Here is a 25,105-nt window from a genome sequence, read left to right as displayed (position 1 = left end):
CTCTACGACAGCGATCATTCAATCAGAATGCGTAGGCGCTGCGGGGGGCTGGTGTGTAAGCGCCTAATCTGCGCCAATCACGGCCTCGTATGCGTGCCTCATCATCTCTATCAAATGCCTTGGCCGCTGGAGACAACGAAAAATTTCAGAAACGTCTGATTGACGCCTCCAAGATCAAAAGCTAAATATCAGAACAGGACCGCTGTCGTCGACAGCACCTGCCCAGGTAGTCAGGATCTTCAAGGCTACGGTGCAGCTCGCTGCATTGATTCAACCCGGTTCGCTCAGCATTCGACGGCGCGAACAATCGTCGAGAGTCTCGATGATCGAATGCTTACTCAACCACCCTGACGGGAGACCCCGTTAGGTGGCGTCTCCTCAAAAATTTAATGGAGATGCCATGAAAATATCGCTCACGCTGTACGACGCACTGATATCCGCCAATGTCTCGACCGACAAGGCCAAGGCCGTGGTGGATGCTTGGGAGACCGATGTGGAAAAGCTCGCAACCAAAGCTGACCTTTAGCATGTAGAAACCAGGCTGACCGCCTCGATTTCCGAGCTTCGTTCGGAGGTTCGGTCTGACATGAAGGTCATGCGCTGGCAACTCGGCGCAATCTTCGTTTGTGTGGTCGTTCCGTTGCTCAAGCTGGGTTTCGATCTGCTGACTCACGCGGCGGGCTGACATCGTTAGCCATCGGCAACTTCTCCCACTGACGCTCGAAACACCTTGAAAAGATCGGTCAGCTGACACCAGCTTGTCCGCTTTTTCACCCTCATCTATTCAACCCATACGGGGAAACACTTCCCCTGCCAGGGTGCTGTGTCTCTCCGCTTGCCAACATTTTGGAGAAACACATGCTGACACCAAGAAAAACTGCGCTACTCAAGCTCCCTATCGTTCTCAGTGAACAAGCATGGCTGGAGGCAGTGTTCATTAACGACTTTCTTGTTACCGAATTGAATAGTCGTCTCAACGCCGTCGTCCAGCGTGCGTACCGCGAGCTGCTATTGCTGCGTGACTTCGAAGAGGAAGATAACATCGGTTGCGGGCTTTATCTGTTCCCCGCCAGTGGCGAGAGAATAGATCGTGTCTGGTGATTGAACGCCAAGGCGGGGAGCCACATCTGCTGCGCATCATGTTGACGGATGAAATTCCGAGTCCATAACAGACCCCTGGCAGCACCATTCACGCGACGGTAAAACAATGCGCCATCTTCAGATGGCGCTTCTCCTAATCGCATAGGCCTGAAACCAGTTTTCCTGCTGCCCGCTGCGCGTTGATTTGACAAGGTGCCTTCACCATCACCTGAGGACAAATCAAATGCCCTTTTCTCCCAGCGCGCAAAAAGGTGTCTCTCCCACCACGCTCATGCTTGTCTCAGCCTTGTTATTGAACGGTTGCGCGTTCATCCCATCGCCAAAGAACCCAGCCTCAGGAGATGAGTCAAGCGTCCCATCGCATCTGAGATCCAACCCAGTTACAAAGGGCGAAACCCCGAGCCTGAAGCACATCCGTTATGACCGTTACACCGTCATGTCGACATCCCCCAAACCGGATCAAACCGACCTTCTCGCCCAGATCATCGACATCCGCATCCCCGATACGCTGACGCCGTCGGTGCAGGATGCGATGACCTACGCCCTTCGTAGATCCGGATACCAGCTCTGCCCCGCCAATAGCGACATCCAGCGGCTGTACTCACACGCCCTTCCCGCCTCCCATTACCAGCTTGGCCCTATCACCCTGCGTGACGCGCTCCAGGTCTTGGCAGGACAAGCCTGGAAACTTGAGGTCGACGAGCTCGCGCGCAGTATTTGTTTTTCGATGAGACCGAGTTTTCAACGCCCCACAGCTGCCTCTCTTGCCACCGATGTGATGGCCCAGCGGGGAGATCAGTGATGAAACTGAATCCAAAAATATGGTTCGTCCATAGTGCGTTGCTTCTGGTGCTGAGCAGCGCCGCCATTTATCAGGGAATGCAACTGCAGCATCTATCGCTGACTACCGAATCCAACCCGCTGGCCGGCACCGTCGAGACGTTGGTGGAGCAGCAAAACACTTTGCGTATGGAGATGGATGTTTTCACCAATGCAAACTTCGTGACCGGTGCACAACACGAGTCATACACGTCGGAGATCGGCCGGAAACTCGATGCTATAGCGCAAGCAGATCAACCCAACTCCGAATGGCAGTCGCTTAGAGAGGAAGTCACCGTGCTCGCGGCGGACGTAGAAGTCATCCGTCAAAACCTCCAGCAACTGAAGCTTCTCATGGAGCAGCGCCCTGCCTCTGCAATCACGACAAACCCCGCCTCTCGCAAGTCTTCATCCAAAACGGTTCCGCAGGCCGCCCCTTTCAAAACAATCGGCATCGAGTACCGCGGCGGTGACGAGTTTTTAGCTGTTTCGCCACCAGGAACACGCCGTCTGAGCGACGTCCAGCTGTTGCGCGCGGGTGATTCGTTAGAGGGATGGCAGCTCCGGTCACTGGAGCCGGGCGCAGCACATTTCACCTTGCCGAATGGAAGCCGGCAAACGGTAGCAGTCAGATAAGGAGGCCGCATGAGTTCACTAATCATCAAGGGACTGTTCATAGCCGGCGCATGGGCAATCCTGCCGGCCGCGCAGGCCGAAACCGTCCAATCCGGCACTACCCATACCGAACCCCAGGAACTCTCAATCAATGAGCTTGAAACACGAAAGGCCAGCCTATGGGGCTTGGATACGGTCGAGTGGGAGCGCTTTCGCCAACTCATGCAGGGGCCGCTGGGTATCTACTCGCCCAACCTCGATCCGCTCTCCGCGCTGGGCATCGAAGCAAAAACCGAGCAGGAACGCACGCGCTATGCCGAGCTCCAGGTACAGATGGAAACGGCACGAGTCACCAAGCTGCTGGCCTATCAAAATGCCTACGATCAAGCCTACAAGCGGCTGTACCCAAACATGCTGCCAGTTAACCTCATCGGTTCGGAGACGTTCCCTCAGGCTTCACCAGCAATAAGCCGCGAGCGCTTGGCGGTGTTCGTCACACCGGACTGCAAAGAGTGCGCTGAACAGGTGAAGCAATTGCAGCGCGACAACCAGTCTTTCGATATCTACCTGGTTGGAGCCCGCCTGAACGATGACAGCATCCGCGCCTGGGCACTCAAGGCCGGAATCTCCGCGGACAAGGTTCGCAGTCGTCAGATCACGCTGAATCACGATGCAGGTCGATGGATCAGCATCGGTGGCAAAGGCCGTTTCCCGGCGGTGCTCCGTGAGGACAACGGCAAGTGGGTGCGGCAATGAATCGTCAGGCGCTTGCCCTCACGACGGGGCTGGTGATGTGCTCGGCGCAAGCGGAGGTTCCGCCACCGGCCTATCAGCTCGCAACGCACGGGACCGCCGTCCCCAGCGAAGTGCTGTACGCCCTCGCATTGCAGGAAAGTGGCACCCCGTTACGCGGCAAGTTAGTGCCGTGGCCCTGGACCCTGAACGTGGCCACAGTCTCCTATCGGTTTCCCACGCGCAGCGCAGCCTGCACGGCACTGCAGCAGGCCATTCAAGAGGTGGGGCCGAAACGCGTCGATGCGGGGCTGGGTCAGCTCAACATTGGCTGGCAGCGTCATCACTTCTCCCAGCCCTGCGATGTGCTCGACCCTTATTTCAATCTGGCACTGACCGCTCGCGTTCTGCATGAGCAGAAATCAGCAAGCCGCGACTGGATCGAAGCCGCCGGACGTTATCACCGACCCGCCGGTGGCCCGCTCGCAGCGCGCTACCGCGAAAGCTTCACTCAACATCTAAGACGCGTGACTGCACCCTCTATCACCTCGGGAGAACGCCAATGAAAGTCCTGCTCACCTATTTCGCTCTGATGTTTCCGGCGCTGGCCTATGCAGAGCTGATCATCGTCGAAGATCTTGGCGGCATCTCTGCGCTGCCCTATTACCGGGCCTTGAATCTGCTGCCTGATGCTGAGCCATCGCCCCTGCAGTCGCTTCCCCCGATCCCGGTCAAACCCTATGGCGAGGCCGACATGTTGCCGGTCAAGTCTGCGCGGCTGAGCCCTGGCAAAGTCGTGAATCGAGCGCTTAATGCGCCGGGGTTGCAACCGTTGTTCCTGATCGGCGACGACCCACTTTCACGGGATTGGTTATCGACTCGCGGCGACATCCTGCGCGAGCTGAATGCCGTGGGTCTGGTGGTCAACGTCGAAAAACTCGAGACACTGCAGGAGCTGCGACAGCTCGCAGCGGGTTTGGAGATTGCGCCGGCGTCAGGCGATGAGCTCGCCGAGATGATCGGGCTTGAGAACTATCCCGTGCTGATCACGTCGACGGGCCTGGAGCAATAACCCATGGCACAGGATCATGTCATCGAAGCCCTGCTCCGCCCGGCCGTCGAGCTGTATACCGTTGGCGTCTGCCTGATGGGCGCTTTTCTCTCGCTGTTTGCGCCTTGGGCCTTGGCCCTGTCGCCCTTATTTGGCCTGGCCGCCGCATGCTTCTTCCTGTGGTTTGGCTGGATACGGTTGCGTCAGGCGTTGGTGGTACTTCGTTACCGACGCAACATTCGCCGCCTGCCGCGCTACGTGATGACCAGTAAGGACGTGCCCGTCAGCAATCGACGCCTGTTCATCGGTAAGGGATTCAAATGGGAACAGCGCCATACCCAGCGGCTGATGCAGACCTATCGACCCGAGTTTCGTCCCTATGTTGAACCAACGTCGCTGTTTACCGCAGCACGGCAAATGGAAGAGCGCATGGAGTACGCGCCCTTCCCGCTGAGCCTGATTCCCAAGGCCACGGCTTGGGACAATCCACTCAATCCGCTACGACCTCTGCCACCCGTAGGCGGCGCGCCGCGTATTCACGGCGTCGAGCCGGTTGAGGTTGAGGTCTCGTTGCCTCTGGGCGAACGCGTCGGTCACAGCCTGATACTTGGCACCACGCGAGTCGGGAAGACGCGCCTGGCTGAGCTGTTTATCACCCAGGACATTCGCCGCGTGAAGCAAGTCGCAGACGTCAGCGAGTTCGAGCCTGTGATCGTGTTTGACCCCAAGGGCGACGCCGACTTGCTCAAGCGCATGTACGTAGAAGCCAAACGCGCCGGCCGCGAGGGCGAGTTCTATATCTTCCACCTGGGCTGGCCCGACATCTCGTCCAGGTACAACGCGGTGGGACGGTTCGGACGGATCTCGGAAGTGGCCAGCCGAATCTCAGGACAACTTTCCGGTGAGGGCAACAGCGCAGCCTTCCGAGAATTTGCCTGGCGCTTCGTCAATATCATCGCCCGGGCGCTGGTCGAGCTGGGTATTCGCCCCGACTACATGAAGATCCAGATGCACGTGATCAACATCGATGCGCTGTTCATCGAGTACAGCGGTCACTACTTCGCCCGCCATGACACCAAAGCCTGGGACGCAATTGTGAAGATCGAGGCCGGGTTGAACGACAAGAACATCCCCTTCAACATGAAGGGCCGCCAGAAACGCGTGATCGCCATCGATCAATACCTCTCCCAAACCCGCGTAGCCGACCCGGTGATGGACGGCCTGAGATCCGCAGTGCGGTACGACAAGACCTACTTCGACAAGATCGTGGCCTCATTGCTGCCCTTGCTGGAAAAACTCACCACCGGCCGTATGGCGGAGCTGATCTCGCCCGACTACACCGACCTCAACGACCCGCGCCCCATCTTCGACTGGATGCAGATCATCCGTAAGCGCGCGATCGTCTACGTCGGCCTTGATGCATTGTCCGATCCGGAAGTGGCCGCGGCGGTTGGCAACTCAATGTTCTCCGACCTGGTCTCGGTGGCCGGACACATCTACAAATTCGGTATCGATGACGGACTGCCCGGTGCCGGTAATGAGCAGAAGATCCCCATCAACCTGCACGCTGACGAGTTCAACGAACTGATGGGCGATGAATTCATTCCCATGATCAACAAAGGCGGTGGCGCCGGCATTCAGGTCAGTGCTTACACCCAGACCGTCAGCGATATCGAAGCCAAGATCGGCAACAAGGCCAAGGCCGGGCAAGTTGTCGGTAACTTCAACAACCTGTTCATGCTGCGCGTGCGAGAGACCGCGACCGCGGAGCTACTCACCAAGCAGCTGCCAAAAGTCGACGTCTACACCACCACCCTGGTCAGCGGTGCTACCGATAGCTCGGACCCATCTGCCACGACCGACTTCACCAGCAACACTCAGGACCGGGTCAGCTCCACCAGCGTGCCGCTGATCGAACCGGCGCACATCGTCAGCCTGCCCAAAGGACAGGCGTTCGCCCTGATCGAAGGCGGCAACCTCTGGAAAATCCGCATGCCGCTGCCGGCGCCCGATCCGGACGAAGTCATGCCCAAAGACCTGCAAACCCTCGCCGAGAACATGCGCAAAAGCTACATCGACGGCGGCGGCGAATGGTGGACCACGACCGGCACCCAAGGCCTTGGCCAAGACCTGCCGCCCGACCTGCTCGATGATCAAGCGGCCTCTCCTTTCTCGCCCCCATAAGTGCCGTCGCGTCTTGATCAAACGCCCATCATCACGAGAACACCAGCATGGCCAGCACCACACAGACCGCCCAAACCCAGCAACAGCAAGTCCAAAAGAAAGGCGTCATCGCCCGAACACTCGCCCTACCCTTCGCGTTCATTGGGATCATGCTGGTCTCGCTGCTTATCAGCATCGTCATCGAATGGCTCGGCCTCTACTTCTACTGGCCCAACCAAGGCTGGCACCACGCCCAAGGCATGCTCAACAGCGAGTTGAAATGGATCTCCGACAGCTACGTGCAAAGCCTGGTATTGGACCAACCCGGTAAAGTGGCAAAGGAACTGATCAACCTGGTGTATGAGTGGGTGTTCGAAAAAACCGGGCTGATCGACTGGATAAACTACTCCGCCAGCCAATCCAGGCTCAACGGTACTCAGGGTGACGGCGTGCAGCATTACCTCGGCGTGCTGTACATCTACGTCGAGGACTATGGGCTGGCAGCCGTCTACACCATCCTCACTTTTCTCACACGATTGGTGATCCTGACGCTGACCATTCCGCTGTTCTTGATGGCGGCGTTTACGGGGGTGGTTGATGGGCTGGTGCGTCGTGATCTGCGCCGGTTTGGGGCTGGTCGTGAGTCGGGGTTCATTTATCACCGAGCCAAGATAATGATCGTGCCGTTGGTGGTTGCGCCTTGGATCATCTACCTGGCTTTGCCGGTGAGTATCAGCCCCGTTCTGATCTTGTTGCCATGTGCGGCCGCGCTGGGGTTGGTGGTCAGTGTGACGGCGGGTAGTTTCAAGAAATATCTTTAGGAGAGTGCCGGTGGATATTCCGGGGTGGATTGTTCGGAGTCTGGCTCCTGCAAATCACGCAGTTGGCTCTGTACGTGCCATACCTGCTTGGGTCGACACTTGCTTGTCGCGATAGGTAGGAATCGGCCGATTCTGTTGAAAAAGTCGGCTGTGTGCACCACGAACGTATCACACCGAAAACCCACCTCCTCCCTGAAAATGCCCAAAACTGTCGGGAGCGACTTTTTCAACAGAATCGGTCAAAAGCAGTCGTTCGGATACGTCTGCCTGCTTTCGATCTGGCCACACTATTTGAGCCTGGAGCGCCCCCAAAAGGAGCACTCATGAGTCACACGCTTGTTGTTCATGTTTTTCTGGTAGCGCTGGCACCGGGGTTCTGAGAACTTGTGTGAGTAGGTTGACCAATACCGTGTAGTTGGGTTTTTCGCCAAGCGCGTCGATCGCCTTCGTTCCGTCGACCTGGTGGAAGTCTCCGGAGGACGAAACCAGAAATCGAAGAGCTTCCGCTCGTAATCCTAGTTCGGAAAACTCAGCAGTCACAAGCACTTCGATGTAGAGTCTCTCATTTTTCACGACTGGGTAAGCGTGTGTAGCAAAGCTCTTGGAAGCAATTGTTCCGCGAATCAATTCTGATCTAGCTGCGCTGGGCTCTATCTTGAGTGAACCATCATAGAAGTGCTCTGCCAGCTTTCTCCAGTGATCCACGTATCCATCAAAGGAATCCCAGGCTCGGCTGAGTTCACGTGCATTTCGCGAAATTTGTTCTGACAATTGCTGTACGTCTTGTGTGTTTAGCATCTTCCAGCTTTCCCTTGCGCGTGTGCTTCCAGCATACAGTTCCTTGTTCCAACTCGCATACTGCGGGCATTTCTGTCCGGTGGAATAATGTATCTGGATTGCCTCAGCTCACGCAGGCATTCAGAATCAGATGTTCCACTGATACCCATCGAGAGCGGGTCCGCTTTGGGTCCAGGCTGTGTGAAAACACGCTGGATGCGTTGAAGGCTGGGATTTGTTTGGGTTACATGCGGGACCGACAGAAGAAGGCACGGATTGATCCACGCAGTACCGTTGCCCCTCATGTGGCGGCCTAGGTCAGCCGCAGGCTGACGATCAAGCGGCTTGTTTCACACTCTGATCGCTCCAAGCAATCTCTGGATGCCGAAGATGCTCATCATTCGCTTGAGGTTATAGCTGTGAAACACGCGGATGCAGCGCTGCACCTCGAAGCGGACGTCGGCCGGTCATCAAGTTGGGGCGCGCTAAGCTGGATCTCACCGCCGACGGGGGCGGACTGTAGGGCATTGAGCAGTAGATGGGGATCGAATTGAGCCCGCTCGACTTCTACCCGCCGTTGCAGGCATAGCTGGTGCCGCATAGTTCCTCCCCATAGCCGGCGAGTACTTCCCGGCAGAAGACTAGCAGGTCCACGATGGCGAGTCGGGCGCTCGGGGCTGGGGCAGGTCCAACCAGCGGCGCAGCAGGCCATTCAGATGGGCGATTTGTGCGATGATCTCCGCCAGCGTCCTATCTTTACCCGGACCGTTACCGGCGAGGTCATTCTTGGTCGTAACCACATCGAGGCCACCAGATACTCGGTGCAGGCAGCGTCGGCAGCAACGCACCGTGTCCGCCATCTCGGTTGGATGGCCTAACGCTTGTAAGCTGCCATTCTTTCAGGTGAGCTTGGCATTGCTTAGTTGTATCTGGATTAGACCTCGTGTCGCCGTGTCACACTGCGCCGAATCGGTATGCGAGCCGTACATCAACCTGTATATAGGTGAGGTCGAGTTACGCTGAACGCCGACATCCTTTAGGATATCGGTAAAACCAAGGAGTGGGCTTTGCTTATAATTCATTTGTCAGACATTCACTTCCGCAAGTCCGAGATCCGCACAGTACAAGATCCGAACTTTCATCTGCGGAACGAGCTGGTCCGGGACGTGGAGCGTCAATGTCGACAGTTGGGCACCCCAGACGCAATCATCGTATCCGGCGACGTCGCCTTCGCCGGCGATCCCGAGGAATTCGCCTATGCCACGGAATGGCTCGCCGAACTCTGTAGAGCCTGCGGTTGTCCGAAGGATTCGGTTTTTGTTGTGCCGGGCAACCATGACGTAGTACGTCAGTCGGCCGAGCGCAATCTCGTCCAATTGATCCACCGTCAGATCAAGCATGCGGAAGATCCGATCGCCGAGATCGCCCACCAACTGAGGGATCCGGATGCTGGCCGTCTACTTTATGAGAGCCTGGATAACTACAACCAATTTGCACTGCAGTTTTTTTGCGATTTGTTGCCACCTGAGAGGACGCGTGCTACCCGCGACCTCAGGCTCAACGACGGCTCCACCCTACGCCTGTGGGGCTTGAACACGGCATTTGTGTCAAGCCGTCATGATCAGAGAGGGGATCTATTCGTCGACCCAGCAAGCCTGCAGATCACACGCGAGGATGGCGTGGTGAACCTAGTGGTTGCACACCATCACCTGTCTTGGCTGCGGCAGGCCCGTGAACTGGAGGATCATCTCAATGATGTGGCGCCTGTGCAGATCTTCGGCCATGTCCACACGAACCGCATCGACATGAATCGCGACTACGTGAGGCTGACCGCCAGCGCCGCTAACCCCGATCGACAGGAGGAGGGATGGGAGCCGGGCTATAACCTAATCGAACTATCCGTTGACGGTGGACCTGATGCGCGCATGCTTCGAATCAAGGCCCACGTGAGAGTGTGGCAGACGGCACCCGGAGGTTTCCAAGCGAAGATGGACAGAGCCTCCCCCGTGTTCGACCATCTCATCGGGCTAGACCGGTGGTCACCACCCATTGCGAGACTATACCCGACCGCGCTCCCCGGCGACTCCTCGGAGCCTGTGGTCGGAGGTGCTGCATTGCCCATCGAGGGAGGACATGCGATGAACACCCTCCGAGATTTAGGCCTGCGCTTCTACCGACTTTCCTTCAGTAAGAAGTCGGAAATCGCGGGAAGGCTGGAGCTTCTGGAAGACGAGGACATGGGCCAGCCCGACCACGAGCGCTTCAGGCGCGCATTCCTCCGAGCACACGAGCGCGGAAAGCTAGATGCGCTCGCCGAAGCAGTATATGCAGCAGAACAAGGTTAAAAGGGACTGTTAATGGCCAAATTTACGTTCGCGGATCGTTACGCCGAGGCAGGGCTACAGCCCAGCTCTCAAGTGATTACCTCTCGGCAGGAGCCTGCCAAACGCATTGTCGACAACATCACGGATGCGCACATCCTAGATCTAGCGGCCGTTTACTATGGCAGCACTGGGCTCGACTTGAGCTGGCTTAGGGACCAGTTCATTCAAGAAGACGCAAGTTTTAGCCTCGTGAACAATGAGCGCGAGACACGGGTGCTTGCAGCATTGATGCTGGGCGAGCTGGTGGCCAATGAGCGTTCCGAGGCAATCCTGGCTGTGATTGTAGGTGGTGTCATGGGACACCGGAGCCCTTCTCAGTCAGGATGGCTCCTGAGCGACGCGAGAGAGGCCCTTGGGCGGCTTTCGGTGGCAGAGCGCAGGCCCGGGGAGGTTCATACCAAGGTAGTGGCGACGATCACCCCCCAACTTAGTGAAGAAATTACAGCCATCACCCCAAACGACTGGGCGACGCTTCTGGCAATGCTTGGCAAGATCAGATCTGAAGCGCAGGCATCGGCGAAGACCACCGCAGCCCAGTCTACGAACGCTTTAACTGCGCTCAATGAGCAGGTGAAATTGATGCGCGAGGAGAGCCAGATGCTCTGGTGGCTGTTCGGCGGTCACAGCAGGTCACTTGAACGCAGTTTCGATAACTTTAGCCCTCAGCAGGCAGCGCTAGTTGGCGCTGTGGATCTCGGCGCTTTAACTACAGAATCTTTGCTCGGTCCGGTCGCGGCACCGGCGATGCTGGAGCGGGTGATCGCATTAGCCAAGTGGACGAAAGGGGCGCAGCCTCGTGATCTCGCTACGGCAGTTGATAGCTTTACCGCAGAGGATATTGAGCGCTTGGAAGTATTTCCGAATAAGCTGCCACCGAGACTTGCTCCTGTCACGGCAGCGATCTACCTTGCTCGTATGCTGGGGATCGGCGCGTGGCATGCGCAATTTAAGACTAAAACTGGCCTAGACGCTTCAGTATCGTTCGATCCACTTTCGCTGGCGGAGCAACTCTACTGCGAACACCTATTAGGTCAGCTTCTGTGATGGACGAGCACGGCGAAGTCGACGCAGACGTCGATGTATTTGAGCAACCGGAGGCAGGGCAGGCAGCCGATCTTGATCTGCGATGGGTAACGCTTCCACCGTCGGCTATGTTAACGGTGGAAGATGCCGATGCGTTACTCCGTTGGCAACCGGCATCGGTGATCGCGGTGGTCGGAGAACGGAACGGTGGCAAGACGACTCTGGTCACCGAAATGTACGAGCGGTTCCTACGCGGTCCCTTCGCCAACGCTCTCTTTGCCCACAGCCTAAGCCTCATAGGCTACGAGAAGAAAAGCTTCCAGTCGCGCGCCGAGTCGGGCGCTGGGCGTCCGGACACGCCCCGCACGTCAGCTCAGGATGGGTTACGCTTCTTCCACCTCGCCGTGGCGGATGAATCCGACCTCCAACGGACCGACCTTCTAATTTCTGAGCGCGCCGGCGAAGTCTACCGCGAGGTTCGTGATAGGCCGGAGCTTGCCGCCGATCTGATCGAGATTCGCAAGGCTAGCGCTATCGCGTTCATCATCGACGGCGAACGGGTCGCAGACGACCGCAGACGCGCTGAAGTTTTCGCCTCAGTCCGGAACATCGCACGTGCGCTAGCAGCCGCAGGGAACATTGGCGCCCAATCACAGGTCCAGCTAGTCACCACCAAGTGGGATCTACTTGAGAGCGACGCAGCGGCCGGCGCGCGGGCTGCGCTGTCTGACTTCGAGGAGCGTCTTGCCAATCTGCTCGACGGGCGGTTCAAGGTCGAGACGTTCCACACGGCCGCACGCGATCCAGACGGAGTTGTCGAGCCCGCGCGCGGCCTCGAACCTCTCCTGCAAAGTTGGCTGCGGCCCGCGAAGCAACCACCAATCGACAACCCCGAGCTGCCGGCGCTGTCGGATGAGTTCGATAGACTTATACTCAGAAGGATCGTGAAATGAAGGCGAGCTTCGTCATCATGGGGTTGCCCGCGTCGGGTAAGACTACCTTTTTGGCGGCGCTCTGGCACCTCGTAGAGGCCGACGAGACCGAGTGTCGCCTCAAGCTGAACGGTTACCGCGGCGACCTTTCTTATCTTAATCGCATCGCGGAGGCGTGGCGTACCTTTCAGAAGGTACCTCGGACGTCTCAGGTCGGGGACATGAATGTGACCATCCATTTACTTGATCGCGAGACTGGCGTGAGCGGCGCGGCGTTCTTCCCGGACCTTGCCGGAGAGACCTTCGACCTTCAGGTGGAGGAGCGGCGTTGCCGGGCCGAATTCCTCGAACAAGTCGCCGTTGACGACGGCATCTTGTTTTTCATCAACGCCGACGTGAAGGATGATGCCCTTTCCGTAACCGAATTGAACGCGAGGCTCCCCGGCGGTGGCGCAACCGCGATAGGAGGTGCTGCGGCTGATCCGGCGGAAGACGCGGGAGATGGGATAGCTTCGGCCTCATTGCGTGAATGGGAGCCGAAGTTGCTGCCTGCGCAAGTCAGGATTGTACAATTGTTCAGTGACTTCGTACGCCATCCGTTCACACCTCGCAGTCGACGTCTTGCGATAATGATTTCCGCATGGGATCTCACCCGCGGTATGGAGCTTGCCCCTCGGCAATGGCTCGCCGCGAACATGCCGCTTGTCGATCAGTTCTTGAGAGCGAATGGAGACTCTTTTAAGCATGAAGTGTATGGAGTCTCCGCGCAGGGCGTGAGTCTGGAGGACCAGTCGGCAGTGGGTGAGGCGGCTAAGCTGACGCCGAGCAGGCGCATTCAAATCGTCGGCCCTGAAGACGAGGGGCACGACCTGACAGCACCGCTTATTTGGCTTATGTCGGCGGGCGAATGAAACTCGATCAATGCTTATTTGGATACGATGACGGGCATAGGTTGCTGGCATCGTCGCTACCCCTGGGATCTGAAACGTCGTTCCTCACCGAACTTAGTGATCTCGCTCCAGGAACAGTCTTCAGCCGCTCTGAGGGGTACTGGACGGGCTTGCCGGTACCCGCTATCGGTCGCTACGTTCTTATGCGCACTTGGCCAGCGCCGGAAATGCCTCGGCCTGGGTGTGTCTGGACCCATGCGCTGCTGATCGAGCCAGCGCTTCTCGAGTCGGTAGAGAATCTGTCCGTGCTACAAGCCCTCGCGATTCGGCCAGCCGCTCCCCTTGATAGGGGCCGCTACCGCGAGGCGGTGCCGGTCGACTTCACCTCCTTTGCTGGGGCCGACTTGCCGGTCGACGACGCTATAGTGCGGAAGCTAATCGCGTCTCTTTACGCGATGAGCAGTACGACAGTTGAAGTTGCCGCGCCTGGCGAGCTCGATGGACCTCTATTTGCAGTCTGGTCCCAACAATGGCCGCGACTTAGGCGTAACTTTCGCTTCCAGACCGCTACTTCACGGTTGCCTCGCTCCACTGGTTCGGCCCGCTTCGACATCACTGCGGTGCTCGCGAACCAGAGGGATGGGGCTACGCAGAACGATGATCCCGATACGCCGTGGCTCTCAGCTGCTGCGCGCGATGTTCAAGAGGGCGTCAACGGATCTTTGCGCCGGTTCCTTTGGCTTTACGGTCGCGACGTTCGCAAGCAGCGTGGCTCGTTTCGGCCTCTTGTCGAAGTCAAGGCTATTGATCATAAGGCTGTGGCGGATTCCGGAAAGCGCTTGATCGAGATCGTCACCGGCTCTTTTCCAACTCTAGATGATGCAACGTATCTGAAGCAGGATCTTGTGGATGGAGTGTTGGTTGCCCCCGCACAAGTAGAGCTGCTTCGGTTCGTGCTGTCGAACGAGGGGGAAGCTGTCTTTCCTCCGCCGACAAGTACGGGTGTCGCCAGACTCGCGCACTTCTGGCTAGAGAAACCTGATGAGATCCTCCAGCTCGCCGAGATCACGGCGGATGCTGAGGACCCGCTAGGCAGGTCGGTGTTTGAGAAGGTGACCGGCGGCGTCCAGACGTCGGAGTTCTGGCTTCTTACGCGCTCCTATCCGCGTGTCCGACTGCGCATGCTGCAAGCGCGCCCGGAGCTTTTGATGGCGGATGCCGCGCTTGAGCTCGATGATGCCACTCTAACGGAACTGCTCCCTCTGGTCCCCTCCGAGACTGCTGGCCTGACGAAACTGATCTCTCGTTTGCTTCCGCGCAACGACGAACAGCTTGTAAAGGTTGCGTTCGAGCAGTTTTCAGGCGTCGCCGCGGCCCAAGTCGTATTGGCGGCGAATGGTGCAAACACACGAGTGGCAGACGCCTGGTTGCACGAACTGACACGCAGACCCAGAGTCCTGCTCCAGCCTGACGTTATGGGCCTGGTCTCCCGCGCAAGCCTTCTATACCAGCTCGCCGACGCACTCGGCTGGCTGACGCCGGAGGTAGCCGCAGCGGGTACAAGCCCTTGGCTTGCCGCGCTCATCAATGTATTCAATGACCTCCCTGAGGACCAGGAGGACATGCTCTACTGTTTCCTCGTAGCGCTAGCGCTTTTATCCGGAGGCGACAGTGGCCGCCACGTAATTGAGAAGTTTTTCGATGTCTTACACGGGCAGGTGCTTAAATCGAGGTTGTCCTGGCATGCGCGAAACATCCTATTGCCCCTGCTGCCAGATCTCGGTTGGATACGAGGCTGGGATCTGGGGCTTCGGCTTCGAACGGCGGTGGCGGCGGCCTATGTTCGTTATGAATGGTCTCCGCAAAGTTACGCCGCGCTGACAGGCGACCGAAAGGTCCGTGCGATGCTCGCCGATGCTGCGTCGGACGTTCCCGGTGGTCAACCATATGTCGAGGCAGCAGAATCAAGCTGACTTACACCCTTGACCACGGATTTGCATTCGGCCAGACCAACCGTTTGCACTCGACTTGTCCAGCAAGGTGACCCCTTCCAAGTCTCGAAGGCACATGACCTGTCGGTTGGATTGATTGCCGTGGGTAGCTATGGATCGACTGCCACCAGGAGGTACGGGCTGCAGTCGACCCGTAGCTGACTTTACATTGGCATTTCGACCGTCCATCTCTGCTTGTTGAACTAAGGTGGCCTTAATGTACTGTTGGCTCGGTCGGACCTATCTACGTGCATGTCGCATCTTCTTCAGATTTGGCACGCTGCCAGCTATGCTACACGGGGGCACTGCCATGCAACTGCTGCTTTTACTGCTGCTGCCATTGACCAGCCTAGCTAATGCTGCTGAGCCGCCGCCCTATGACTACAAGGTATTTCAGAGAAAATTTGAATCTGTGTATGTCCTGCCGCACCAATGCGATCCTCAGCATATGGAGTGGCCTCAGATGGTTTGTTCCAACGACAAGGTTGACGCCGTAAGGCGGTTCAGCAATGAGTGGGTAGCGCGCTCGTACTGGGATGGACACACTGTAATCGACAATCCCAATGCTGATAAGCGCGTCAACGCACGGCCCTGAGTTATGGAGACCTGCTACGACTTGGCGTCCTGACGCCCGTATATGGACTGGCTACCCATGCATTGAGCGGTGAAAGCGCTTTTTTTTTTGCACGCTGCTACGTCAAATCTTAGCCCTGAACCTTCTGCGCAAAACACAGACTTCAATCTCATACGCGTACTTTTCTGCCGTGGAAACCGAAGTCGACTTTTTCAATACAATCGGCCGCTCTCTGCCTGTCGCAACTACTTATTTCGAATCGAAATCGGCCGCTCACCCGCGAAGTACCTCCTCACCACAAATTGATCTCGATCAATCTCTCCCCGCCCCTTGATGCCCCTTGTACCAACAGCGTCAAAAAACGCCCAAAACAAACTCCCTTCATTCTAGTTTTCTAGCTGCTCCCTCCCCTCCGCCTTGGCAAGCTGGTCCTACCCGTTGCAGCCAGGACCACCCAAATGCTCGCCGCCACATCCAATCCCCCTACCCAATACAAAGTCCCGCTCGCACTCGCTTTCGTCCTATTCCTCTGCGGCGTAGACACCCAGGCCGACTCAACCCTATCCGAACAAACCAGCCTAGAACTGATCCTGCGCCAACTCGACACCATCGACCGCATCGCCCAATCCAGCGAAGCGCTCCCCGTGGAGGACAGCGTTCGCTACCTCTTTGACTACCCACGCCTGGCTACTGACATCGATCTAATCCGCCAAGGCATCAAGGCCTATCAAACCCCATCCCGCGCACAGCCACGTCAACCTCCGGAGTTGACCGGCCACTACACCCAACAGAGCGACCAGCCACGATGAGCATGAACTCTGCCCAATCCAATGCGTTCCGGGCTGCCGGCGGTTACGCGCACCAGGACAGCTCCACGTTGATGGTGGGATTAGCGCTAACGCTCGCCCTGATTTTTACAGCCTGGGCCATCGGAAGCGGATTCCGAGGCTGGACCAGTGGACAACTCACCCAGCAGCAGTTTGGCGTTCTCGTTTTGAAAGCGCTGCTGATCTACACCCTGCTCACCTACCTGCTGCTGAGCTGACTCACACAAAAACCAACTGCCCGAGGAGGCAATCATGACTTTTCATCAAATGACCAAGCGTTTGGCTTTAGCGCTATTGAGCACCACTGCGTTCTTATCATCGATCGCTCATGCCGGCCTTCCGCAGATGGATGCACCCAGTCGCGGAGAAGGCGGCAGCATCATCGAGACGATCCAGAATTACGCTTTCGACGGCGCAGGCCTGATCGCACTGGTGATTTCGGTGGCCAGTTTCTGTGGCGTTGCGTATCACGCGTACGGGAGTTACGCGGAGGTACAAACCGGCAAGAAGACGTGGGGACAATTCGGACTCACATGCACTGTCGGTGCGGTATTGCTGGTGCTGTCGATTTGGTTGCTGACCAAGGCCGGCGGAATTCTCTGAGCGGAAGGAGGCGAACACGATGTCTTCGATTCCTGATCAGCTTTCAGACGGCACCTTGGTCTTTCTGCCGAATCGACTCAATCGGCAACCCATCATCGTATTGGGCATGACCGCGGATGAGCTCTGGTTGTCAGTTGGTCTGTCCGCTGCTGCGGGGCTGGTGACCGGTATATGTCTTGCGATGCTCACACAGAGTATCGCCATGGTGCCTTCAACCATCCTCGGATCCGTTGCGCTGGGCATTTTTGTCGGCGGGAAATTTCTACGCCGACTCAAGCGCGGCAAACCTCAGACCTGGTTGTACCGCCAGATGCAGTGGCGGGTCTGTCAGCAGCTGCCGGCACTGACAGCCTGGACTGGCGGCAGCGATCTGGTGGTGCGCAGCGGGCGGTGGGAGACGCGCCGGAGTGCTCGCAGATGAGTCGTTTCAAGAACGAGGTTTCGCGGCTGGAATCCCACGTCAAAACCTTACGAGTGGGTACGGTGTTGCTGTTTCTACTTGGGGTACTGGCAGGCGCAGGCTGGTGGTCGGCCCCGCGGGATATGACGATTCATGTCCCGCCCGACCTGCGCTCTGGCAGCACCCGCAAGTGGTGGGAGGTGCCGCCGGAAACGGTGTATGCCTTCAGCTTCTACATCTTCCAGCAGCTCAATCGCTGGCCCAACGATGGCGAGCAGGACTATCCCCGTAACTTGCATCAGCTCAGCGCCTATCTGACGCCCAGCTGCAAAACGGTGCTTCAGGCGGAGTTCGAGCAACGGCGTGCTGCCGGCGAACTGCGTAAGCGGACCCGCGGGGTTTTCGAGATACCTGAGCGCGGGTATGGCGACGATCCCACTTTTCGCGTGAAGACGCTGGGCGCTGATGCCTGGCTGGTCAATCTCGATCTGACCGCTGATGAGTACTTCGGCTCGGAGAGAGTCAAGCGCGCATTGGTGCGTTACCCCCTGCACGTGGTGCGGATGGACATCGATCCGGAACGCAATCCATTTGGTTTGGCCCTGAACTGCTACAGCGGCACGCCACAACGTATCGCGGCATCGTCCTCGACTCGCTCTCACCGCGCGGGTCTGGAAGTACCGGCGGAAGGAGAATTGAAATGACACGATTAGGCCCTTCTCTATGGCTGCTCGCCCTCTGCGGACTGTCGGCTTCGACCCAGGCGGTTGAAATCATGCAGTGGCAACGGCTACCGCTGGCAATCCCGCTAAAGGTCGGTCAGGAGCGCATTGTCTTTGTCGATGAAAACGTGCGCGTCGGTATTCCCGGTTCGCTAAAAGCCAAGCTGCGAATTCAAAGCAGTGGCGGCGCGCTGTATTTGCGCGCCAATGAGCCGATCGAACCGACCCGACTGCAGCTACAAAACGTCAGTACCGGCGAGATCATGTTGGTCGACATTGCGGCCACTGATGCCGAGGGAGATCAAGCGTTAGAACCGGTCAAAATCGTAAAGGTCGTAACGGCAACGCAGGCAACGACGACGGAGGTAGAGAACGCTCAAACCGAACTGGCTCCGCGACAAACACCCGTGCCCGTGGTGATCACCCGCTACGCCGCTCAAAACCTGTACGCACCGCTGCGGACCGTCGAACGCCTTGAAGGTGTCAGCCAGGTCAGGGTCAAACGAGACCTGGATCTGAGCGGCCTGATACCCATACAGCCTATCGAAGCCTCAGTGCTGGGCGCATGGCAGCTGGATGATTTTTGGGTGACTGCAGTGCGATTGCAGAACAAGGCCCCGGGAACGCTACAACTTGACCCTCGCGCATTGCATGGCGACTTTATCGCTGCGACTTTTCAGCACCAAAGCCTGGGTAGGAGCGGTACGCCCACCGACACCACCGTTGTCTATTTGGTCACTCAGGGCCACGGGTTATCGGCTGCCCTGACACCGGCAATGATCGATGTCGACGCGGCCATCAACCTGCCAAAACCAGGAGAGGGTCGCGATGAAAAGTAACGGCCTGATCAAATGGTTACTGTTGCCGATCCTCCTGGTGCTGCTCTTCGTGGTCCTCAAATCCTGCTCCAGCGACAAACCCTCCACGTCCAACTCGGCAGCACCCGGCACTCAACTTTCACCTGAAGAAATGAAACGCCTCGGCATCGAGGGCGACACGCCCATGGACACCGTGGCGACGCTTGTCGGCCAGACCAAAGCCATGCGCAAAGAGTTGCAATTGCTGCTGGACACAAACAAAACCCAGCAGGAAGAAAACGACCGCCTGCGTAAACGCGAAAGCGACGTCGACCAACGCATCCGCAGTGCCCTCGGCGGTCAATTGGACCAGCTGAGAAACGACCGCGATCAGTTCAACCAGGACAAACAGGTCACGAAAAACCTGCTGGAAACACTCAAGGATCAGTTGGACACCAGAAGCCTGTCGTCAGGAAATGCAGACCTGCCAGTGGGTCTCGGCTTGCAGCCCGGAGATAACGAAGCGTTCGGAGGTTCCGAAGACAGCCTGATATGGATTGATCCCCAAGACGCCACGGCGATCGATGCCCAGGGCAAACCGATCCCAGCAGGCTCCAGTAAACCGGCGCAAGGCTTCAATTTTCCCAGCGCTTTCGCCGACCACATCAACATGGGCCAGCGCGAACTAAAAGCCGCTGTCGGCGACGCTGGCCGCAACATCAAAACGGAAGACAAGCCACCCGCCAGACCGGTCTATACGCTGCCGGAAAACGCAACGCTGATGGGCTCGGTGGCCATGACCGCATTGATCGGCAGAGTCCCGGTGGACGGCACGGTCAATGACCCCTTCCCCTTCAAAATCCTGATCGGACCGGACAACCTCACAGCCAACGGCATCGATCTGCCGGACGTGGCCGGTGCGGTGATCAGTGGTACTGCAGCAGGAGACTGGACCTTGTCCTGCGTGCGCGGCCAGATCGTCAGCATGACCTTCGTCTTCAACGACGGTCGTGTACGCACAGTGCCGCAACCTCAGCGCCTGACCACTCGCCAAGGCAACAACACGCAAAACAGCGGCCAGATGGACAAAATTCAGGGCGGCATCGGCTGGATCAGCGATCCATACGGGATCCCCTGCATCTCTGGAGCTCGCCGTTCCAACGCAGAGCAATACCTCGGCAGCAAGAGCCTGGTGACTGCCGCCGGCGCGGGAGTCGCCAAACTTCTTGAGGCCGATCAGGCCAGTTCCGGCACGGTGATCAGCAGTGGCGGCACCACCGTCGGAACCACCAACGGCCCCGGGACTTCCGCACTCAGCACCATCCTCTCGGGTGGGGTCAAGGACATCGGCGATTGGGTCAACAAGCTGTATGGCCAAGCGTTCGCCGCAATCTATGTCCAGCCCGGCGCTCAGGTGGCCGTCCACCTGGATCGGCAACTGGAGATCGATTACGAGCCCGACGGCCGCAAAGTGAAATACGCATCAGGAGGTTCACATGCTTCATCGCTCGATTAATCCGCTGCTGGGGTTCGCTCTCCTGTCACTGCTCTCAGCTTGTACCACCGACAAAGACACGCTGATGCCGCACGGCCCGCACAACATGCTCGACCTCTGGACCAACTCTGCCGGTGCTACGGGTAGCCATGGGAGTAACCAACAACTCATGGAAGCTCGACTGCAGCTGCGTCGGCCCATGACCGAACACGACTCTCAACAGCAGGCTTATACCCGCACCGCTCAAAACGAGATCTACAGCCAGTTCAAGCGACTGCCCAATCCAGACCTGGTGCTTTATGTGTTTCCACATTTGGCCGGTACCGACCCTGCCCCGATTCCAGGCTACAGCACCGTTTTTCCTTTCTACCAGCGTGTGCAGTACGCGATGCCCGGTGAACGGACCGAGGACTATTGATGAGCCAAGTTGAGCAACCTGATGCCTGGGAGCAATACGTTTCCAAACTGGCAGAGCAAGGAATTCCCGAGCCTGGGGTAAAGAAGAATGCAGCTACCCAAGCCGATGAGCAGGACCTGTACACATCCCAACCGAGCTTCGTCGACCTGTTGCCGTGGGTTGAATACTTGCCCGATTCGCAGTGCATGTTGCTGGACGATGGCGAGTCGGTGGCTGCGTTTTTTGAGCTCACCCAGATTGGCACCGAAGGCCGCGAAGCTGATTGGCTGCGAGGTGTTCGCGATGCCTTGGAAAACGCCCTACAGGACAGCTTTGATGAGCTGGAGGATCAGCCATGGGTCGTGCAGCTTTACGCCCAAGACGAAACCAACTGGGACACCTACGTAAACCAGCTTCGTGACTACGTTCAGCCCCGCGCGCAAGGGTCTGCATTCAGTGAGTGCTACCTGCAGATGTTCCAGCAACACCTAGAGGCGATCTCAAAACCAGGCGGCTTGTTCGAAGACAATACGGTCACACGACTGCCTTGGCGTGGTCAGTCTCGACGCGTACGTCTGGTCGTCTATCGACGCAGCAAGGGCACAGACGCTCGACGCGGCCAAACCCCGGAACAGGCACTGAACGCTATTTGCGATCGGCTGGTGGGCGGGCTGGGAAACGTCGGAGTGAAATCCAGTCGCATGGACGGCGCACAGATCCACAATTGGTTGTTGCGCTGGTTCAATCCTCACCCCACATTGCTGGGTCCGTCTCCAGAAGACCGAGCGCGTTTCTATGAAGCGACGACTTATCCCGACACCGCCGAACCCGGCGAGCTGGAGCTGGCCAGCGGTACCGACTTCGCGCAGCGCCTGTTCTTCGAGCAGCCGCGATCGGATGCAGAACATGGTCTCTGGTATTTCGATCAAATGCCCCACCGGGTCGTCATCCTCGATCGGCTGCGCTCGCCACCGGTGACAGGCCATCTCACCGGTGAAACCCGCAAAGGCGGCGATGCTATCAACGCTCTGTTCGACCAGATGCCCGAGGACACCGTCCTGTGCATCACCCTCGTGGTCACACCGCAAGACATGCTCGAAGCACACCTCAACCACTTGGCCAAGAAGTCGGTCGGCGACACCTTGGACTCCGAACAAACACGGCGAGACGTACACGAAGCCCGATCGCTGATCGGCAGCTCACACAAGCTGTACCGCGCCAGTGTCGTGTTCTACCTGCGCGGCCAGGATCTGGCCCAGCTCGACGCCCGAACCCTGCAGTTGAACAACGTCATGCTCAACGCCGGGCTGCAGCCTGTAAGAGACGAACACGAGGTCGCACCGCTCAACAGCTACCTGCGCTGGCTGCCCTGCACCTACAACCCGGGGATGAAAAACGCAGACTGGTACACCCAACTGATGTTTGCCCAGCACATCGCCAACCTGGCGCCCGTCTGGGGTCGCAGCCAAGGCACCGGCCATCCAGGCATCACCTTCTTCAACCGTGGCGGCGGCCCGATCACAGTCGATCCGCTCAACCGCCTCGATCGGCAGATGAATGCCCACCTCTTCCTGTTCGGCCCTACGGGCTCCGGTAAGTCCGCCACACTGAACAACATCCTCAACCAGATCACCGCAATCTACCGCCCGAGGTTATTCATTGTCGAAGCCGGCAACAGCTTTGGTCTGTTCGCGGACTTTGCGAAACGTCTGGGTATGAGCGTGAACCGAGTGAAGCTCGCGCCCGGCTCTGGTGTCAGTCTGGCGCCCTTCGCCGATGCCCACCGCCTGATCAGCGCACCCGCTCAGGTAAAAACCCTGGACGTCGACGAACTGGACGAGACGGATGCCAGCGACGAGGACGAGCGCGATGTGCTGGGTGAACTGGAAATCACCGCACGACTGATGATCACCGGGGGTGAAGAAAAAGAAGAAGCACGGATGACCCGCGCGGACCGCAGCTTGATTCGCCAATGCATCCTCGACGCCGCACGAACTTGCGTCGAACAACAGCGCACAGTGCTCACCCAGGACGTCCGCGATGCACTCCGTCACGCTGGCCAAGACAACACCCTGCCCGAAGCCCGACGCACACGATTACTGGAAATGGCCGACGCCATGGACATGTTCTGCCAAGGCGCCGACGGTGACCTGTTCAACAGCGACGGCAGCCCGTGGCCAGAAGTCGACATCACCATCGTCGACCTCGCCACCTACGCCCGCGAAGGCTACAACGCCCAACTCTCCATCGCGTACATCTCGCTGATCAACACCGTCAACAACATCGCCGAACGCGACCAGATGCTCGGCCGACCAATCATCAACGTCACCGACGAAGGTCACATCATCACCAAAAACCCCCTGCTCTCGCCCTACGTGGTCAAGATCACCAAAATGTGGCGAAAACTCGGCGCCTGGTTCTGGTTGGCGACTCAGAACATCGACGACCTGCCGAAGGCTGCAGAGCCGATGTTGAACATGATTGAGTGGTGGATTTGCCTGAACATGCCGCCGGATGAAGTGGCCAAAATCTCACGGTTTCGGGAGCTGAATGAGGCGCAGAAAAAGCTGATGCTTTCAGCGAGGAAGGAATCGGGGAAGTTTACTGAAGGGGTGATTTTGTCGAAGTCGACGGAGGTACTGTTTCGGGCCGTGCCGCCGAGCTTGTACTTGGCCATGGCGATGACTGAGCCAGAGGAGAAGGCGGAGCGGTTTAGGGTGATGGGGGAGCTTGGGGTTGGGGAGTTGGATGCGGCGATTGAGATTGGGCGGAGGATTGATCGGATGAGGGGGATTGATACTTAATTTATTTCATCATTGAGGTTTGCATAACTCCCAACAGATGGCCATCAGAAGCGGTACATAACACCATTTCATAAGTTTTTTTCCGCTAGCAGTTACATAGGCAGGAACCCGCAACAGTGATACCTTATGGCCAGCACAGGACCTCAGGACCGTTCATGAGCGAAGAAAATCAGACCCAAACAAATAAAATACTTGGGAGGAGATGTAACATATGCCTCCTGAGACGGCCTATGACAAAGGATCATATTTTTCCAAAAGGAATTAGTGCTCCAGGGCAAAAACTTACAAAAAAGATCCTAGGAAAACTAGATCCAACCGGCGCAAACTCTCGAAGAAATGTAATCAGTCAAAATGGCTACACCAAAAGCACCTTGTGTTCCGACTGCAACAATAGATTGCTGGGTATCCAGCTGGATCCATCGCTGTCTCGCTTTTGCAAAGAAATAGATCTATACGTCCGAAATGCCCCGTTACTGATGTCACCTGTGGCGTCAATTAGGGGAGTTAAGCTGAATCAGATAGTTCGTTCCGTTGTAGGACATTTGCTTGCAGCTGACGACAAGCCTATTGTTCGAAACATAAAAACAAAGGCACTACGTCGCTACTTCCTCAACCGCCATGAAAATTTCCCTGACGAATTTGAGATTTTATTTTGGCTATATCCTTTCCGCGAACAAATTATCGCAAAAGATATATATACTACTAACAACCCCGGATCTGGAGCAATGCTATGGACGACGGTTTACAAAGCTTACCCTGTAGGTTTTGCAGTATGCAAAAAAATTGACAGCTATCAATTTGATGTCAAGGGCTTACTCAATATCACACCTCATCTTGATAAAAATATAGAGAGGGAATACTCCATCAACATTCCTTTGCGCCCTCTTGCGCCTTATAACTGGCCCGAAGCACCTTCACGCAACGGTTTCATCATGACTACCGACGCACCCGGAACAATTACTACTCCATACATGAATCGAAAAGCCTATCCTCACTAACTAAAACAGAAAAAATTTATCGATCTAGGCCCTGTACAAAAATCCATGATCACCCCGTTTTTTTTCAAGGACCAAGCGTTTGCTTTCGTATCTTAATCAGAAAGCAGCATATTGGCTCAACAAACTAAAATTACGTAAGGAGCTCACCTAAGAGGTGATCGCCGGACGCATACAACTCAAACCGAAGGG

General features: G+C 57.2%; 26 protein-coding genes. 25 read left to right on the top strand and 1 reads right to left on the bottom strand.

The genetic code is table 11. From position 1 onward, the window contains the following. The first annotated feature begins 400 nt into the window (after positions 1-400). The 9 genes from AC1MEE_RS06295 to AC1MEE_RS06255 all read left to right on the top strand — a co-directional run bounded on the left by AC1MEE_RS06295 (position 401) and on the right by AC1MEE_RS06255 (position 7,302). Entirely contained in the window at positions 401-526 is a 126-nt protein-coding gene (locus AC1MEE_RS06295; RefSeq protein ID WP_480414456.1) for a hypothetical protein, read from the top strand. A 332-nt stretch (positions 527-858) separates the two neighbouring features. Continuing rightward, positions 859-1,101, top strand: a complete 243-nt coding sequence (locus tag AC1MEE_RS06290; protein ID WP_480414455.1) for a hypothetical protein — start codon at positions 859-861, stop codon at positions 1,099-1,101. A gap of 223 nt (positions 1,102-1,324) precedes the next feature. Further along, positions 1,325-1,903: a PFGI-1 class ICE element type IV pilus protein PilL2 gene (gene pilL2 / locus AC1MEE_RS06285; protein ID WP_480414453.1), complete on the top strand. Its 579-nt coding sequence runs from the start codon at positions 1,325-1,327 to the stop codon at positions 1,901-1,903. Continuing rightward, positions 1,903-2,556 carry a hypothetical protein gene (locus AC1MEE_RS06280; protein ID WP_480414452.1) on the top strand — a complete coding sequence of 218 codons (654 nt, stop codon included), beginning with the start codon at positions 1,903-1,905 and terminating at the stop codon, positions 2,554-2,556. Before pilL2 ends, AC1MEE_RS06280 begins: the two co-directional genes overlap by 1 nt. A gap of 9 nt (positions 2,557-2,565) precedes the next feature. Then, a complete protein-coding gene (locus AC1MEE_RS06275; RefSeq protein ID WP_480414451.1) occupies positions 2,566-3,291 on the top strand; it encodes a TIGR03759 family integrating conjugative element protein in 726 nt (241 codons plus the stop codon). Further along, positions 3,276-3,833, top strand: a complete 558-nt coding sequence (locus tag AC1MEE_RS06270) for a lysozyme family protein (protein WP_480414450.1) — start codon at positions 3,276-3,278, stop codon at positions 3,831-3,833. The genes AC1MEE_RS06275 and AC1MEE_RS06270 overlap by 16 nt, the downstream gene beginning before the upstream one ends. Further along, complete coding sequence (locus tag AC1MEE_RS06265; protein WP_480414449.1) at positions 3,830-4,339, top strand: integrating conjugative element protein; 510 nt, start codon at positions 3,830-3,832, stop codon at positions 4,337-4,339. The genes AC1MEE_RS06270 and AC1MEE_RS06265 overlap by 4 nt, the downstream gene beginning before the upstream one ends. 3 nt (positions 4,340-4,342) lie before the next feature. Next, on the top strand, positions 4,343-6,502 hold the full coding sequence (traD, locus tag AC1MEE_RS06260; protein WP_480414448.1) for a type IV conjugative transfer system coupling protein TraD: 2,160 nt from the start codon (positions 4,343-4,345) through the stop codon (positions 6,500-6,502). A 47-nt stretch (positions 6,503-6,549) separates the two neighbouring features. After that, positions 6,550-7,302: a TIGR03747 family integrating conjugative element membrane protein gene (locus AC1MEE_RS06255; protein WP_480414447.1), complete on the top strand. Its 753-nt coding sequence runs from the start codon at positions 6,550-6,552 to the stop codon at positions 7,300-7,302. 321 nt (positions 7,303-7,623) lie between these two features. On the opposite strand, the gene AC1MEE_RS06250 is transcribed toward AC1MEE_RS06255, so the two are convergent. Beyond that, complete coding sequence (locus AC1MEE_RS06250; RefSeq protein WP_480414446.1) at positions 7,624-8,100, bottom strand: hypothetical protein; 477 nt, start codon at positions 8,098-8,100, stop codon at positions 7,624-7,626. Positions 8,101-9,146: 1,046 nt separating this feature from the next. Here AC1MEE_RS06250 and AC1MEE_RS06245 point away from each other — a divergent pair. The 16 genes from AC1MEE_RS06245 (at position 9,147) to AC1MEE_RS06170 (ending at position 24,916) form a co-directional block, all read left to right on the top strand. Continuing rightward, positions 9,147-10,424, top strand: a complete 1,278-nt coding sequence (locus AC1MEE_RS06245; RefSeq protein WP_480414444.1) for a metallophosphoesterase — start codon at positions 9,147-9,149, stop codon at positions 10,422-10,424. Between the two features lie 12 nt (positions 10,425-10,436). Next, a complete protein-coding gene (locus AC1MEE_RS06240) occupies positions 10,437-11,507 on the top strand; it encodes a GTPase-associated system all-helical protein GASH (RefSeq protein WP_480414443.1) in 1,071 nt (356 codons plus the stop codon). Next, the gene (locus tag AC1MEE_RS06235; RefSeq protein ID WP_480414442.1) at positions 11,507-12,439 is read left to right on the top strand and encodes a TRAFAC clade GTPase domain-containing protein; all 933 of its coding nucleotides are present in this window, start codon (positions 11,507-11,509) and stop codon (positions 12,437-12,439) included. The genes AC1MEE_RS06240 and AC1MEE_RS06235 overlap by 1 nt, the downstream gene beginning before the upstream one ends. Next, a complete protein-coding gene (locus tag AC1MEE_RS06230; protein WP_480414441.1) occupies positions 12,436-13,329 on the top strand; it encodes a TRAFAC clade GTPase domain-containing protein in 894 nt (297 codons plus the stop codon). The genes AC1MEE_RS06235 and AC1MEE_RS06230 overlap by 4 nt, the downstream gene beginning before the upstream one ends. Continuing rightward, complete coding sequence (locus tag AC1MEE_RS06225; RefSeq protein ID WP_480414440.1) at positions 13,326-15,281, top strand: GAP1-N1 domain-containing protein; 1,956 nt, start codon at positions 13,326-13,328, stop codon at positions 15,279-15,281. The genes AC1MEE_RS06230 and AC1MEE_RS06225 overlap by 4 nt, the downstream gene beginning before the upstream one ends. Positions 15,282-15,609: 328 nt before the next feature. Then, positions 15,610-15,894: a hypothetical protein gene (locus AC1MEE_RS06220; protein ID WP_480414439.1), complete on the top strand. Its 285-nt coding sequence runs from the start codon at positions 15,610-15,612 to the stop codon at positions 15,892-15,894. A 437-nt stretch (positions 15,895-16,331) separates the two neighbouring features. Further along, on the top strand, positions 16,332-16,682 hold the full coding sequence (locus tag AC1MEE_RS06215; protein ID WP_480414437.1) for an integrative conjugative element protein, RAQPRD family: 351 nt from the start codon (positions 16,332-16,334) through the stop codon (positions 16,680-16,682). A gap of 2 nt (positions 16,683-16,684) precedes the next feature. After that, positions 16,685-16,918, top strand: a complete 234-nt coding sequence (locus AC1MEE_RS06210) for a TIGR03758 family integrating conjugative element protein (RefSeq protein ID WP_480414436.1) — start codon at positions 16,685-16,687, stop codon at positions 16,916-16,918. Positions 16,919-16,952: 34 nt separating this feature from the next. Continuing rightward, a complete protein-coding gene (locus AC1MEE_RS06205) occupies positions 16,953-17,303 on the top strand; it encodes a TIGR03745 family integrating conjugative element membrane protein (RefSeq protein ID WP_480414435.1) in 351 nt (116 codons plus the stop codon). 19 nt (positions 17,304-17,322) lie between these two features. Beyond that, positions 17,323-17,724, top strand: a complete 402-nt coding sequence (locus AC1MEE_RS06200) for a TIGR03750 family conjugal transfer protein (RefSeq protein WP_480414434.1) — start codon at positions 17,323-17,325, stop codon at positions 17,722-17,724. After that, positions 17,721-18,407 carry a PFL_4703 family integrating conjugative element protein gene (locus tag AC1MEE_RS06195; RefSeq protein ID WP_480414432.1) on the top strand — a complete coding sequence of 229 codons (687 nt, stop codon included), beginning with the start codon at positions 17,721-17,723 and terminating at the stop codon, positions 18,405-18,407. Before AC1MEE_RS06200 ends, AC1MEE_RS06195 begins: the two co-directional genes overlap by 4 nt. After that, the gene (locus AC1MEE_RS06190) at positions 18,404-19,264 is read left to right on the top strand and encodes a TIGR03749 family integrating conjugative element protein (protein WP_480414431.1); all 861 of its coding nucleotides are present in this window, start codon (positions 18,404-18,406) and stop codon (positions 19,262-19,264) included. The genes AC1MEE_RS06195 and AC1MEE_RS06190 overlap by 4 nt, the downstream gene beginning before the upstream one ends. Further along, a complete protein-coding gene (locus AC1MEE_RS06185) occupies positions 19,254-20,738 on the top strand; it encodes a TIGR03752 family integrating conjugative element protein (RefSeq protein WP_480414430.1) in 1,485 nt (494 codons plus the stop codon). Before AC1MEE_RS06190 ends, AC1MEE_RS06185 begins: the two co-directional genes overlap by 11 nt. Further along, positions 20,719-21,135 carry a TIGR03751 family conjugal transfer lipoprotein gene (locus tag AC1MEE_RS06180; protein ID WP_480414429.1) on the top strand — a complete coding sequence of 139 codons (417 nt, stop codon included), beginning with the start codon at positions 20,719-20,721 and terminating at the stop codon, positions 21,133-21,135. Before AC1MEE_RS06185 ends, AC1MEE_RS06180 begins: the two co-directional genes overlap by 20 nt. Further along, positions 21,135-23,918, top strand: a complete 2,784-nt coding sequence (locus AC1MEE_RS06175) for a conjugative transfer ATPase (protein ID WP_480414428.1) — start codon at positions 21,135-21,137, stop codon at positions 23,916-23,918. The genes AC1MEE_RS06180 and AC1MEE_RS06175 overlap by 1 nt, the downstream gene beginning before the upstream one ends. 155 nt (positions 23,919-24,073) lie before the next feature. Beyond that, on the top strand, positions 24,074-24,916 hold the full coding sequence (locus AC1MEE_RS06170; RefSeq protein WP_480414427.1) for a hypothetical protein: 843 nt from the start codon (positions 24,074-24,076) through the stop codon (positions 24,914-24,916). Positions 24,917-25,105 lie beyond the last annotated feature (189 nt).

This window comes from Pseudomonas sp. ASL3, assembly GCF_056680425.1.
Note: the sequence above shows the minus strand (reverse complement) of the source record. Positions and strands in the feature narration are given on the sequence as shown.